6 protein-coding genes and 8 pseudogenes are annotated in these 14,417 nt (G+C 39.0%); 4 read left to right on the top strand and 10 right to left on the bottom strand.

All coding sequences use genetic code 11. From position 1 onward, the window contains the following. Positions 1–58 precede the first annotated feature (58 nt). Positions 59–618 (top strand): annotated as a pseudogene (locus tag V8V91_RS11545) (DUF502 domain-containing protein). A 34-nt stretch (positions 619–652) separates the two neighbouring features. Here the strand turns inward: V8V91_RS11545 and selD are convergent. The 9 genes and pseudogenes from selD to V8V91_RS11500 form a co-directional block, all read right to left on the bottom strand. After that, positions 653–1,693, bottom strand: coding sequence for a selenide, water dikinase SelD (selD, locus tag V8V91_RS11540; protein WP_373400183.1), 1,041 nt, complete (start codon positions 1,691–1,693; stop codon positions 653–655). After that, positions 1,665–2,423: a tRNA 2-selenouridine(34) synthase MnmH gene (gene mnmH, locus V8V91_RS11535; RefSeq protein WP_373400182.1), complete on the bottom strand. Its 759-nt coding sequence runs from the start codon at positions 2,421–2,423 to the stop codon at positions 1,665–1,667. Before mnmH ends, selD begins: the two co-directional genes overlap by 29 nt. A gap of 20 nt (positions 2,424–2,443) precedes the next feature. Beyond that, positions 2,444–2,719 (bottom strand): rhodanese-like domain-containing protein, encoded by a 276-nt coding sequence (locus V8V91_RS11530; protein WP_373400181.1) that lies wholly within the window; start codon positions 2,717–2,719, stop codon positions 2,444–2,446. A gap of 66 nt (positions 2,720–2,785) precedes the next feature. Next, positions 2,786–3,106 carry a thioredoxin gene (trxA, locus tag V8V91_RS11525; RefSeq protein ID WP_074225261.1) on the bottom strand — a complete coding sequence of 107 codons (321 nt, stop codon included), beginning with the start codon at positions 3,104–3,106 and terminating at the stop codon, positions 2,786–2,788. Between the two features lie 131 nt (positions 3,107–3,237). Next, positions 3,238–7,521: pseudogene (gene dnaE, locus V8V91_RS11520) on the bottom strand (DNA polymerase III subunit alpha). An 88-nt stretch (positions 7,522–7,609) separates the two neighbouring features. Further along, positions 7,610–8,253 (bottom strand): annotated as a pseudogene (gene rsmG, locus V8V91_RS11515) (16S rRNA (guanine(527)-N(7))-methyltransferase RsmG). After that, positions 8,253–8,863 (bottom strand): annotated as a pseudogene (locus V8V91_RS11510) (RNA polymerase sigma factor). The pseudogenes rsmG and V8V91_RS11510 overlap by 1 nt, the downstream one beginning before the upstream one ends. Further along, positions 8,854–9,321, bottom strand: a complete 468-nt coding sequence (locus V8V91_RS11505) for a hypothetical protein (protein WP_373400179.1) — start codon at positions 9,319–9,321, stop codon at positions 8,854–8,856. The pseudogene V8V91_RS11510 and the gene V8V91_RS11505 overlap by 10 nt, the downstream one beginning before the upstream one ends. After that, on the bottom strand, positions 9,285–9,989 hold the full coding sequence (locus V8V91_RS11500; RefSeq protein ID WP_373400178.1) for a glycosyltransferase: 705 nt from the start codon (positions 9,987–9,989) through the stop codon (positions 9,285–9,287). The genes V8V91_RS11505 and V8V91_RS11500 overlap by 37 nt, the downstream gene beginning before the upstream one ends. 122 nt (positions 9,990–10,111) lie before the next feature. Here V8V91_RS11500 and tgt point away from each other — a divergent pair. The 3 pseudogenes from tgt (at position 10,112) to V8V91_RS11485 (ending at position 13,228) form a co-directional block, all read left to right on the top strand. Further along, positions 10,112–11,241, top strand: a pseudogene (tgt, locus tag V8V91_RS11495) (tRNA guanosine(34) transglycosylase Tgt). A 64-nt stretch (positions 11,242–11,305) separates the two neighbouring features. Next, a pseudogene (locus V8V91_RS11490) lies at positions 11,306–12,315 on the top strand (LptF/LptG family permease). Then, positions 12,316–13,228, top strand: a pseudogene (locus V8V91_RS11485) (DMT family transporter). It abuts the pseudogene before it with no gap. Here V8V91_RS11485 and ispE read toward each other — a convergent pair. After that, positions 13,225–14,032 (bottom strand): annotated as a pseudogene (gene ispE / locus V8V91_RS11480) (4-(cytidine 5'-diphospho)-2-C-methyl-D-erythritol kinase). The pseudogenes V8V91_RS11485 and ispE sit on opposite strands and share 4 nt — an antisense overlap. Positions 14,033–14,417 lie beyond the last annotated feature (385 nt).

The raw sequence follows: 14,417 nt of genomic DNA, 5'->3' as shown, positions 1-14,417 counted from the left end.
AACCTTAGTAAAATCCTGATTATTATTGAGTAATAATCAGGATTTTAATTTTAAAAGTATGGCATTTACTTACAAGCGCATTCTATCGTATTTCTTAAGAGGCTTGTTATTTGTTACCCCAGTGGTGGTAACACTTTACATTATCATTCAAACCATCTTATTTTTAGATAATCTGATTCCTGTGCCAATCCCTGGGATTGGAATATTAATGGTGTTGGCGCTAATCACTTTTGTTGGATACCTAGCCAGTTTATTCTTTGCCAAGCCCTTATTTGATTGGCTAGAAAAAGGACTGGTAAGAATCCCATTGGTAAACTTGATTTACACGAGTATTAAGGATTTGATGGGGGCATTTGTAGGAGAAAAAAGAAATTTTCATCTCCTGTTAAAGTTCAGATTTCCGACACCTTGATTCGTTTGGGTTTTATAACCCAAGATGACATGTCAATGGTTGGGGAAGTAGATATGGTGGCTGTATATTTTCCACACAGCTATAATGTGTCTGGAAACGTGTTTCTAGTACCAAAAGATAAAGTGACTCCTCTTACTGGGGTAAAAAGTTCTGATGTGATGAAGTTCATGGTTTCTGGAGGGGTGTCTCCTTTAGGAAGCCATTAAAATAAAAAGAGGGCCAATATTATTGGCCCTCTTTTTATTTCACATCTACCCTTGATTCTGATCTATTTTTAAACTTTCCGATTTTCCATACCACTTGATTTTGTTGTTTCATAGCATCCTCAAACCAAGTTTGATTTTCTGGATCTACAGCTAATAAAAGACCTCCACTAGTTTGTGGGTCGCACAATTGGACCAGGTCCATTCCTACCACTCCTGTGGTTTTGGAACTATAGGCATTCCAGTTTCTGTAGGTGTTGTCAGGAAAAATAAATTGCTTGATATATTCTTGAACCCCTTTGATCATCGGTAGCTGGTGAAGCTCAATTTCTGCAGTAAGATCTGCTGCCTCACACATTTCTATTAAATGACCAAGTAGACCAAATCCTGTGACATCAGTCATAGCATGGACTTCCTCATGATTCCCGATGATTTCACCTATGGAATTCAATCGACATGCCGTATCTACTAGAAGTTGGTAATCTTCTTCTTGTATTTTTTCACGTTTGAGCGCTGTTGCCAAAACCCCGATTCCTAGTGGTTTGGTCAAGTAAAGAAGGTCTCCAGATTGAGCCCCTTGGTTTGTTTTAATTTTTCTAGGGTTAATTGTTCCATTGACAGAGAGCCCGAAAATGGGATCTTTTGCTGCGATAGAATGACCACCTGCTAATTCAATTCCAGCAGTTTTACATATGCTTTTGGCTCCTTCCATTACTTTTGCTGCGAGTTCTGGAGCTAATTTTTCTACAGGCCAGCTTAAAATAGCATTGGCAAAAATGGGTTTGCCACCCATAGCATATACATCAGAAATTGCATTGGCAGCAGCGATTCTTCCAAAGTCAAAGGGATCATCTACTATGGGGGTAAAAAAATCGACAGTGTTGATCAATGCCAAATCATCAGAAACTTGGTAAACGGCAGCATCATCTTTGCCCGAATTACCTACCAATAGCTTAGGGTCAGTCTGAGAAAATGAATGGCTTGAAGAAAGGATTTGATCTAAGATGGCAGGAGCAATTTTGCATCCGCAACCTGAACCCTCACTCCATTCAGTGAGCCGGATTGGTTTGTTTTCCATTCAATAGGTTTTTTGTGTTTATTAATAGTTGGCAGCAGGTTTCAATATCTAATCCTTCAAAATCCAGTGTTTGAATGGTTTTTGGATTGTGCTTATCCAAATCAAACTGATAAGATTTGTCATAATAGATCAGCATATTTGATATCCATGATTCATGTTGATCATTGATAATGTCTTCAATAGCCTGAGTAGTCCTCAATCCTCCAAGTTTCTTTTTCAACCTGGTAACTGCGGCAATTAGCTCTTCTTTAGGAAGGGTAGAATAGATTTCCTTTATTAAGGATATTCGTTCTTCTTCGGATTTTTTAATATCGATCAAAGGGGCACTTTCCATACATTCAAAAAATTTATCATTGATGATGATTTTTCCAATACGTTGGCTTTCATTCTCTAACCATATGATTTGATTGGGATCTTTGTGCCGTAATTCTTCCGCCATCAAGTTTTCAAATTGCTCTACACTGGGTTGAGGCTTTTGCCCGATGCCTCCAAATGCAGAACCTCGGTGATTTGCGATGGCTTCCAAATCCAAAATTTGTTCTCCATAGGAAGTTAAGGCATTCAAAAGACGGGTTTTTCCCACTCCTGTTTTTCCGCCTAAAACAAGAAGATTCCAATCCCCTCTTACCAATTGAAATGTAAATGTTCTATAGACTTTATATCCTCCGACCAATCGGTATACTTGAAAACCAATCATACTGAGTAGCCAAGATAATATTTGGCTCCTCATTCCACCTCTCCAACAATATATCAGTACTTTTTTTCAGGGAAATTTTCAATGGCGGTATTCTGGATGCTGTAGAATCTTGGCCCAACTAATCTAAATCCTTCAATGGTTGCCCTTAAAGAGCCTTCTTTTTTATAAAGAGTACCCACCCTAATTCTTTCCTCATTGGTAAGAATAGGTAAATTGATAGAACCAGGGATGTGGCTTTGATGAAATTCATTTTCGCTTCGTGCATCCACGATGGGAATTTGTCCTCTCAGCTCCCATAACTCGTCTAAAGAAATTAAATGTTCATTCATGGAACCATTAAGATAAAAAAAGCCGCAAGGAATTCCTTACGGCTTAACTTCTATTGTTTCGCTTTATTAAAGCTGAGCATCTAATTTTTGAGCCAATACAGATTTTGGAACAGCTCCAACTTGTTTGTCTACAATTTCTCCACCTTTAAAGAATAATAGTGTAGGTATAGATCTGATTCCGAATGCTTGTGCTACAGAAGGATTTGAGTCAACATCTACTTTGCCGATCACTGCTTTTCCTTCATAATCACCTGCTAATTCTTCCACCACGGGACCAATCATTTTACATGGTCCACACCACTCTGCCCAGAAGTCTACCAAAATTGGTTGTTCTGATTTAATTACTTCTTCGAAATTAGCATCCGTGATTTCAATTGCTTTTCCCATTGTATGTTTAGTTTAATTTTGCTTAATTTTTCCAAATATATGAGCAAAAGCCGATTGAAGGATAATAAGTTCCGATGGATTTCATTTTTTTATCTATTGCCCATTGATAAAATTAATAGGCAGTCAGAACTTTAGATTACTTTATAGACGACTTCCGGAATTTCTTTCAACTCATTAATCATCTCAGCGCTAGGATCAATGGAGAATTTTTTAGAGAAAAGCTCCAATGAAATATTCTCTTTTCTATCTACCACATCAAAATACAGCTTCGCGTCTCCTTTATATTTCTCAGTAATGGACTGCAGTTTTTCCATTAAATCATAAGTCAAATCATCCAAGTCAATATTTACCCTTAATCCTTTGACCATTTTGCCTCGAACTTCACTCAACAACATGATATTGGTGATTTTAAACTCTAGCTCGTTTTCTGCCCACTTTTTACCGACCACTTGCCCGGTTAGGAATAGAAACCATCCCGTCATGAAGTACTCTTTAAACTTCACATAATCCTCTCCAAATAAGAAGAAAGTGAACCCTCCATGGTAATCTTCTAAGGTTAAAGTGCCAAAAGGCTTTCCATTTTTAGTGGTTCTATGCGCAAAACTGCTTACTGATCCAGCAATCTTAAGTCTTTTTTTGTTTTTTAGACTTTCCAGATCATTTAATTCTGGAAGGTTGGCATTGGTAAAAGATTCAATTTCCAATCGGTATTGATCCAAGGGATGCCCGGAGATATAAAGGCCTACCACCTCTTTCTCTATGTTTAATTGTTGTAGCTGTGAAAAAGGCTCCATAGGTGCGACTGATGGCAAAGGAATATCCATACTTCCACCACTTCCTCCAAATAAACTTACTTGGGCACTTTCTTCTTCCTGCTGTACCTTTTGAGCATATTTTGTAGCCTTTTCAATCAGGGTTAAATCACCATCTACTGCTTCTAGGTATTGTCTTCTATGATGCTCCTTGAAGCAATCAAAGCCACCAGCCATGGCTAAAGCTTCCATCGTTTTCTTGTTTAGGGCTTTGGAGTTGACCCGCTTCGCAAAATCAAAGATGTTTTTAAATGGTCCGTTGGTCTCTCTTTCTTTGATGATTTCATCTACGGCAGCTGAGCCAGCCCCTTTAATGGCTGCCATTCCAAACCGGATTTCTCCAGCTGCATTTACCGTAAATCCATTTTTCGATTCATTGACATCTGGGCCAAGTACAGGAATGTTTGCTCGCTTACATTCTTCCATAAAAAGGTGACCTGAGTAATGTCATTCATGTTATTACTCAATACCGAAGCTAGATATTCCGCAGGATAATGTGCTTTTAAATAAGCAGTCTGGTAAGCAATCCAAGCATAGCAGGTGGAGTGAGATTTGTTAAATGCGTAGGATGCAAATGCCTCCCAGTCAGTCCATATTTTGGCTAGTTTTTTGCGTCATGACCTTTGGCAGATGCCTGTTCAATGAATTTAGGTTTCATTTTATCCAAGACATCCTTCTGTTTCTTACCCATCGCCTTACGGAGTACGTCAGCCTCACCTTTGGTGAATCCTGCCAGTTTTTGGGACAACAACATCACCTGCTCTTGGTAAACCGTAATACCATAGGTTTCTTCCAGATATTCCTTCATGTCCTCCAAATCGTATTCGATTGGTTCTAGGCCATGTTTTCTCTTAATGAAGGAAGGGATGTAAGCCAAAGGGCCTGGTCTATACAGGGCGTTCATGGCAATTAAGTCAGCAAAAACAGTTGGTTTCAGTTCTCGCATGTATTTCTGCATCCCAGCAGATTCATATTGGAATATCCCTACGGTCTCACCTCTTTGGAAAAGCTCATAGGTTTTTTCATCATCGATAGGGAAATTATCGGCATCCAATTCTATTCCATGCCTTTCTTTGACTATTCGAATAGCGGTCTTAATTAATGTTAGGGTTTTTAGACCCAAGAAGTCCATCTTCAAAAGCCCTGCAGACTCTACCACTGAGTTGTCAAACTGGGTACAGACCATATCCGAATCTTTCGCCAATGCCACAGGAACGAAGTTGGTAATATCATCAGGAGTAATGATTACTCCACAGGCATGAATTCCAAGGTTTCTGACTGATCCTTCCAACATGGTGGCTTGATTGATGGTCTTGGATAAATCATCTTGCCCTTTGGAAATCCGAATCAATTCGTCTGCCTTAGCGATCAACTCACCTTGTCCTTTTAATTTATCAGATAAAGCGGCTCTATTTCCAGCCATCCCAAACAATGCCTTGAGTTTGATGTCAGGGACTAGATTGGCCAATTTTCCGGCTTCCGCCAATGGTAAATTTAAAACCCTAGCAGTATCCCGTATAGCTGATTTTGCAGCCATGGTACCATAGGTGATAATTTGGGCTACTTGGTTAGAACCGTATTTTTTGATCACGTAATCAATCACCCGCTGCCTTCCTTCATCGTCAAAGTCAATATCAATATCGGGAAGGGAAACCCTGTCTGGATTTAGGAATCTCTCAAAAAGGAGATCATACTCGATTGGGTCGACATTGGTGATTCCAATACAGTAAGCTACTGCTGATCCTGCAGCGGAACCCCTTCCTGGTCCGACCGAAACCCCCATTTTTCTAGCCTCACCAGTAAAGTCCTGAACAATCAAGAAGTAGCCTGGATACCCTGTTTTTTCAATGGTGGCCAATTCGAAATCCAGCCTTTCTTCAATTTCAGGAGTGATCTCCTTGTACCTTTTTCGTGCACCTTCGTAGGTGAGGTGTCTTAAAAATGCATTTTCACCTCTTTTCCCTCCGTCTACTTCATCTTCTGGATGCTTGAATTGCTCTGGAATATCAAACTTTGGAAGCAATACTTCTCTAGCAAGTTTATAAGCTTCAATCTTGTCGACGATTTCCTGAGTGCATTCAATTGCCTCTGGTAAATCGGCGAAAAGCTTCTTCATTTCATCAGGACTTTTGATATAAAATTCGTCGTTTGGAAAACCATACCTGAATTCTCTTCCCCGCTTCCCGATGTATTTTTTCGGTTTTTCTACCAATTCCCCGTCTTTCACACACAATAACACATCATGGGCTTTGGCATCGACCTTTTGATTGTAATAAGTGTTGTTGGCAGCAAAATATTTTACATCATGCTTCTTGGCGAGACCCAACAACACTTCATTTACTTTTTCTTCTTCTGGAACACCATGTCGGTTGAGTTCCACATAAAAGTTTTCACCAAATTGTTCTTTCCACCATAGGAAAGCTTCTTCTGCTTGGGTTTCTCCGACATTCAAAATAAGGAAAGGTATTTCTCCCCAAAGTCCTCCTGTGGTAGCGATTAAATTTTCTTTGTATTCCACCAATACTTCCCGATCAATTCTTGGGACGTAGTAAAAGCCTTCGATGTTGGCATAGGACGCCAGTTTAGCGAGGTTATGATAACCTGCCTTATTCTTGGCTATTAATACTGTCTGGAAACCATCGTCTTTATTGGACTTGTTCTTCCTGTCCCTACATAGATTGAATTCACAGCCTAGAATAGGTTTGATTTCCTTGGCCATGGCCTCCTTAACGAAATGGAAAGCCCCCATCATATTGCCATGATCAGTTAAGGCAATGGCACTCATTCCCAGTTCTTTTGCTCTACTGACCAATGCGGGGATTTCAGAAGTTGCCTGTAAAACGGAATATTGGCTATGTACATGTAGGTGAGTAAAAGGGACATCGGTTAAGTCCGAAATGTCCGCTTTACCTGCTTGTTTTAGAATATCTTTGGCAGCGGCCTTTTGATCATCTTTTGCTTGGGCAAAGTTTGCCTCTGCAAGTTTGGGAGCCTCATAGATTACTTGCTCAAGTGTCAGTCCAGCTTCTGGTGGTTGGACCCCCTGAGTGATCAACCCAAAGAAACAACGGGCAGTAGCATCCACATCATATGCAGCATCGTGGGCATCTCCAAAGCCTTCCCCAAAAAGTTTTTGATGCAGTTCGGTAAGCGTAGGCCATTTGTATTTACCTCCTCTACCCCTGGGATTGCACAAAAGTCAGTAGATATATCTTTGGTATCGAGTTGGGTCGTGGTCAAAGGCATCGGAGCCTCGGCACGAAGAAATTCCGAACCAACTACGTTGATGTCAAATTCAACATTGTGCCCGACTAAGTATTGTGCCTGCCTAACATCCCCTTCGAATATTCCGAGGATTTGCTTGAGGTCATGTCCCTCCGCCAACGCTCTTTTGGTAGAGATGCCGTGGACCTTTTCGGCATTGTAAGGAATGGTAAAGCCCTCCGGCTTGATAATATAATTATGATTGGAAATCAGTTTTCCCGTCGCATCATGCAGCTGCCAAGCTAACTGAACCAGTCGGGGCCAGTTGTCCACATCGGACATAGGGGCATTGTAATCGCGAGGTAAACCTGTAGTTTCGGTATCAAAAATTAAATACATACAGCTTGGGAAATTGAGCCTTCAAATTAGGGCTAATCTCGTAAAGCTGCCAGTACTTCTGGAGCTAATTGTCAGAGAATATTGAAAATTATCTTTTGTCCTCCCAAGGCATGTATACGACCTTCTTGGTCTCAAAAAATCTTCTTTGAAATAGTCTTCTAAATGATAAACCACGTAGGATTTTCCAAGTTCCTCCAGTTCTTCATCCACATCTCCTCCTTTTAAATAAAGGATGCCGTTGGGATATTCATTGAAGTCTTCTTTACGGATTTTATTTTTTACCCAAGGATAAAAATTGATCATTCGGGTAACTGCACGACTGACCACAAAATCGTATTTCCTAACTAATTGTTCAGCTCGGGTTTGCTGAGCTTCTACATTAGAAAGCTTCAGTTGCTTGGCAACATCTTTTACTACGCTGATTTTTTTTCCAATAGAATCAACCAGATGAAAATGGGTGTCTGGAAATAAGATGGCTAGTGGAATTCCAGGAAATCCTCCTCCTGTTCCAATATCCAATACTTTGGTGCCTGGCTGAAACGCCATCACTTTGGAAATCCCCAAAGAGTGTAATACATGGCGAATATAAAATTGGTCCATGTCTTTCCGGCTGATCACATTGATTTTGGAATTCCAATCAGAATAAATTTCGCCAAGCCTTGAAAACTGCTCTACTTGTTTTTCAGATAATTCTGGGAAATAAGCTTGAATAAGTTCCACTCCAGGGTTCATTAAATATGTTTTTCTTTACCAGATGCTATTTCATACAGCAACTCTCTGGAACGGTGTAATTGTGCCTTGACAGTACCAAGTGGTTTTTCCAATTCTTGGGCAATTTCTTCGTATGATAATTCATCAAAATAACGGAGCTGAACCAGCTTACGATATTTTGCAGGAAGTTTATCTACAAATATTCTCACCATTTCGATTCGCTGGGATTTGATAAATTCATCCTGGGGATTATTGTCATCATCCTCAACGTCGATATTTACGGAATTACCTCCATCATCCGTTAAAGTATTATTTAAACTCATGGTTTTGAGTTTTTCTTTCGGATAAAATCAATGGTATTGTTAGTTGCGATTCTAAAAAGCCAAGTACTAAACGTGTAATCCTTTTTGAAACGATCCAGATTTTTGAAAGCTTTGGCAAAGGCCTCCATGGTCAAATCCTCTGCATCATCTGCATTTCGGATCATTTTCAGGATCATGAAATAAACGGCTTTTTTATACCTTTTCATCAAACTCGCATAGGCTTGTTGATCTTTGCCTTGGACCGCTTGATCGATCAATGCAAAATCCTCTAGTGCTTTATTTGAAAAACCTCGTTCGTTTATTTCCATTGGATGTCTTTTGCCTGGTGGGAAATAGTTCCCAAAACCCAAAAGTAACCTAAATACAAGAAATCATGCATCCAGCTATTTTTTGGAGCTTTAGTCCCTTGGATCTTTTTACTAGCTGACGCAAAAATGCGGACAACTATAACAGACCTTAATAGAATAATACCGAAAACAATAAAAAATTGTTCCCAACTCTGCTCAATTCCGAAATAAATCAGCAATCCTAAACCACTTAACCAGAATAATGCATGAGAAAGAGAAAAGAATCCAATTTTTTGTTTGTCTTCTGATCGATAATATTTTCCTGCATGAAGGTGTCTTTTCTTTTGCACCATATATTCTTTGAAAGTGACCTTTGGTTTGGAAGTGGTATTCGCCTCAGGATCCAAAACAATCGCTGTGTTTTTTCCTGTAGCATATTGGTTTACAAATAAATCATCATCCCCCCTTCTACATGCCAAAACCCTTTAAATGCTTTTACCTCCATGAAAAAACTCCTTCTATAACATAAGTTTCTTCCGACTCCCATAAAAGGAGCCTTCCAAAGCCCAAAAGATAAGTAATAAAGGGCAGTTAATAGTGTTTCATATTGGATCCAATTGTTAAGAAACCCTTTTGCTTTTTCGTACCCAGAAAATCCAAGTGCAAAAGTTTTTCCTTCCTGACGGACAGGAGCAGTCATTTTGCGAATCCATTGATCTGAATTTGGGATGCAATCTGCATCTGTCAATAGAATCACATCATTTTTAGAAACTTTGATACCCAGCGTCATGGCAAACTTTTTGGCAGTAACATGGGCAGGGGTGTACTTGATAGTAACGGAGCGAAGCCTTGGATAGATTGACATCATTTCTTCTAAGAGTCGCTTCGTTCTATCTGTAGACCTATCATTCACGATCATTACATCGAATGTAGGGTAGTCTTGCTCAAACAGTTTAGGGATCAGGGTTTTAAGGTTTTTGAACTCATTATGTGCTGAGACGAGAACAGTAACCCCTTCTTCCTTTTGAGGGTCCGAATTTGCCTTTTGAGGCTTTGAAAACGCGGTGCGCCCAAATATTATTAACAGGTAAATAACCTGAATAAATATTCCCACACCGAAGAAAAACCAAAGTAAAAATAGGCCCATAGGTCAATTTTGCTGGGCAAATATAAAATCAAATTCAGCAAGTCATTTAAGAATAAGCGTATATTTTTGTAGTCAAGATCATACATTTTGCGGATTGCCTCTACAACTCTGCGTTTTAACCTATGAAGTTTACCTTATCTCATCAAGATTCTAAAAGTAAAGCCAGAGCCGGGTTAGTGAAAACTGACCATGGTGAAATAGAAACTCCTATTTTTATGCCCGTGGGGACCGCTGGTTCCGTTAAAGCAGTGCATCAGCGCGAATTGTTGTATGATGTCAAAGCGGAGATTATTTTAGGAAATACCTATCATTTATATCTCCGCCCAGGGTTGGAAATTCTGGAAAAAGCAGGAGGCCTCCATAAATTTAATGGTTGGTCAAAACCAATATTGACAGATAGTGGAGGATATCAGGTTTTTTCTTTTCAGGAACAAGGAAGATTAAGGAGGATGGGGTGATGTTCAAATCCCATATTGATGGTTCCAAACATCATTTTACTCCAGAAAATGTGATGGATATCCAGCGTACTATTGGGGCTGATATCATAATGGCTTTTGATGAATGTACTCCTTATCCTTGTGAATATGGATATGCGAGGAATTCCATGGATATGACACATCGATGGCTGAAGCGTTGTATTGAAAGATTTGACGCTACAGAAGGAAAATATGGATATAGTCAAACCCTTTTTCCAATTGTTCAGGGTTCTGTGTATAAAGATCTAAGACAAAAGAGTGCTGAGTTTATCGCCAATACTCATCAAGAAGGGAATGCCATAGGAGGGCTTTCTGTAGGTGAGCCTGCTGAAATGATGTATGAAATGACGGAGTTGGTGACGGATATTTTACCTACTGATAAACCTAGGTATTTAATGGGAGTGGGCACTCCGGCTAATATTTTGGAGTGTATTGCTTTGGGAGTTGATATGTTTGATTGTGTCATGCCTACCAGAAATGCCCGAAATGGAATGCTGTTTACTTCTAAAGGGATCATTAATATCAGAAATGAGAAATGGAAAGATGATTTTTCCCCTATAGATTCAGCAATTGGAGGGCATGTAAGTACATTTTATTCTAAAGCTTATTTAAGACATTTAGTAATTAGTAAAGAGATTTTGGCCGCACAGATTGCCAGTATCCATAACTTGAGCTTTTACCTTTGGTTGGTGAAACAAGCGAGGGAACATATCCTTGCAGGGGACTTTGCCGTTTGGAAAGATCAAATGGTGAAAAAAGTTAGTACCAGATTGTAAACCATGAAACTGCTCGACAAACTAATCATTAAGGATTTTTGAAGACCTACTTTTTGTTGTAGTTATGTTGGTCCTTATTGTGTTGGTCCTGGACTTTACTGAAAAGAATGATACCTACATTCGTAATAATGTTCCTACCAAGGAAATTTTAAGATATATGGGGAATTATGGATTGTACCTCAATAATCTACTAACCCCAATTACTGTATTTATTTCTGTTATTTTCATCACCTCCAAAATGGCGGGAAGGACAGAAATTATTGCAATTTTAAGTTCAGGGGTAAGCTTTCCACGATTATTGAGGCCATTTATTTTTGCAGCCATGATGATTGGAGGTGTTAGTTTTTTATTGAATGGGTGGGTGCTTCCTGTAGCCACTGCTGGAGTTACCGAATTCCGTGTAAGTTACTTGGATAAGAAGAATACTTCCTCTGAAACAAATCAACATATTAAAGTAGGAGCGGATTCATATGCATATCTCAGTAGGTTTTATAAAACAGGGAATACTGGATATAGCTTTACACTGGAAACTATCAGAGATGGAAAATTGATTGCTAAACTTTCTTCTGATCGAATTGAATGGGACACCGCAAAAAATGCCTGGACATTAAGAAATTGGAGGTTGAGGGAGCTGAAGGAGAAAGGAGAAGAGTATACTGTTGGGGAACGTAAAGACACTACATTATCTATAACTCCCAACGATTTTGATTTGCCTGATAATCACCATGAGACACTAAAACTTCCAGAATTAGGTAGACAAATTAGGGTGCTTGAAGAACGTGGGGCTGATAACGTGGCATTCTATAAAATCGAACGATATGTGCGATTCATGTCTCCTTTTGCAGCCATCATATTAACATTTATCGGAGTGATCATGTCGGCTAGGAAAACAAGGGAGGCTCAGGTTTTCAGATTGCCATGGGATTTTTGCTTGCATTTGTTTACATCCTATTATTTATACTTTCCAGGACCTTTGCCGAAAATGGGGCAACCTATCCAATTCTTTCTGTTTGGTTGCCAAATATCATATTTGCTTTAACTGGATTGGTGCTTTATAAAACTGTCCCAAGATAAATGACTGCCTCGATCAAGGATTATTTGATGCTTCATTTCATAGTGCTGATTTGGGGTTTTACAGCTATTCTAGGATTGTTGATCAGTCTTCCTTCCATCGAACTGGTTTTTTACAGAACCTTAATAGCTACCATAGGAGTCGCATTTCTATTCTTACTTAAGAAGAAAAGGCTAATCATCAAGCCAAAAGACATGATCCAAGTGACGGGGGTAGGATTTATTATCGCTACTCATTGGATTCTATTTTTTGGTCAGCCAAAGTTTCCACAGCATCTGTATGTCTTGCAGGTATGGCTACTACCTCCTTTGGACTGCTTTTGTAGAGCCAATTTTCAACAAGACCAAAATCAAATGGTATGAAGTGGCTCTTGGCTTGATGGTAATTTCCGGATTGTTGGTGATCTTCTCTTTTGAAGGTGGGTATTGGTTGGGATTGGTTATGGCACTTGCTTCCGCATTTCTTGCCGCCGTGTTTTCGGTGATCAATGGAAATCTCACTCAAAAACACAGCCCCTATCAAATTACTTTTTATGAGATGGCAGGTGCCTGCTTATGTTCTGCGCTGTTTATGCCGTTTTATTCCTTATTCATTAGTGATGGGGGAGTGAAGCTTAATTGGGAAGGGTACGATTGGTTTTGGCTTTTGATTCTAGGAGGAGTGTGTACAGTATATGCTTTTTCCGTATCAGTAGAATTGATGAAACGCTTATCTGTGTTTTCAATTAATCTGACTATTAACCTGGAACCAGTATATGGAATTGTGCTTGCTGTAATGGTTTTTGGAGAAAGTGAAAAGATGACACCTGAATTTTACTTAGGGACTGGAATTATATTGGTTTCGGTGTTGTCCTATCCTGTACTTAACTATTTTAATCGGAGGAGAAAATCGAAGAGAATGACTGGTATCTCTTAGAGCTCTGACCCAAAAACAAAATAGTCGCTTTCCCATTCTATTTTTCAGGTTTGTTTTCAAAGAGCCCGAATACAGAAGATCCCGAACCAGACATGGAGGCATAGAAAGCACCTGCCTCATATAGTTGATCCTTAATGATTTTGATTTCCGGATGAGAGTTAAATATGCTGGTTTCAAAGTCATTTTTCAACTGATCTTTCCAATTGGAACGATCTTTCAATACTTCCTTCAAAGATATTTCCGGGATGGCTGGAGTTACTCCAGCATAGGCTTCTTTCGTTCCAATATGGACTCCAGGATTGATCAAAACCAAATGGGTGCCTTTCAGATCAATAGCTACATCTTCAAGTATCTCTCCTCTTCCAGAGGCAATTTTGGAGTATTTTCTATAAAGAAAGGGCAATCACTTCCCAATTCAGCGGCATACTCTTCCAAAAAGAAGTCGTCTAATATCAAATCAAACAGATTGTTCATCAGATTCAGGGCAAATGCGGCATCAGCTGACCCTCCTCCTAAACCTGCTCCCATGGGGATGTTTTTATGCAGATGAACATTGATGTGGGGAAGGTTTGGGAAATCTTTCTTTAGTAATTGATAGGCTTTTAAGATGAGGTTATCCTTTGGGTTTCCAGGAATAGGTAGCCCACTGCTGTTCCATGATGATTTCTTATGGTCAATAATTATTTCCAACGCATCAAAAAGTGGAATGGGATACATGCAGGTTTCAATCTCATGATACCCATCTTTTCTTTTGGAAGTAATGTGAAGGCCTAAATTGATCTTGGCGTTGGGAAAACAAATCATAGAAATATAAAGGATTTGTTCAAAATTAGAAGATTCTTTGTCTTGCCGGAAAAAGATTAGACTTTTTACTAAATAACTTGAAATGATCTTTCTTTTTAAAAGAAATGATGCTTTAATTAGAATCTGTTTAATAGATGGCAGAGATTTTTAAAAATTTTCACAAATAACTGAAATCAGTACAAAATTTTGAAAATTGAAAAAACGGCAAATCTATTTCTTAAAAAACGGCGTAAAATTCTTTTCTTGTAGAATTTAAAATTGAAAAATCGGAATTTACTTATATAAAATATCTGGCAAATACCGCTGAGGTAAAATTAAATATTGTAAGTCTGAAAATTCAGTTTTAAGTTTGTGTAGAAATTAAAATCGATTCAAGAAATCATTC

Source organism: Algoriphagus halophilus (assembly GCF_041729275.1).
Lineage (GTDB): Bacteria > Bacteroidota > Bacteroidia > Cytophagales > Cyclobacteriaceae > Algoriphagus > Algoriphagus halophilus_A.
The sequence above is the reverse complement of the archived record's forward strand: the minus strand, read 5'-3'. Positions and strand labels throughout refer to the sequence as shown.

Excerpts from the sequence above, each read along its gene's own strand:
- selD (WP_373400183.1), bottom strand. The coding sequence starts at position 1,693 with ATGGAAAACAAACCAATCCGGCTCACTGAATGGAGTGAGGGTTCAGGT.
- mnmH (WP_373400182.1), bottom strand. The coding sequence starts at position 2,423 with ATGAGGAGCCAAATATTATCTTGGCTACTCAGTATGATTGGTTTTCAA.
- V8V91_RS11530 (WP_373400181.1), bottom strand. The coding sequence starts at position 2,719 with ATGAATGAACATTTAATTTCTTTAGACGAGTTATGGGAGCTGAGAGGA.
- trxA (WP_074225261.1), bottom strand. The coding sequence starts at position 3,106 with ATGGGAAAAGCAATTGAAATCACGGATGCTAATTTCGAAGAAGTAATT.
- V8V91_RS11500 (WP_373400178.1), bottom strand. The coding sequence starts at position 9,989 with ATGGGCCTATTTTTACTTTGGTTTTTCTTCGGTGTGGGAATATTTATT.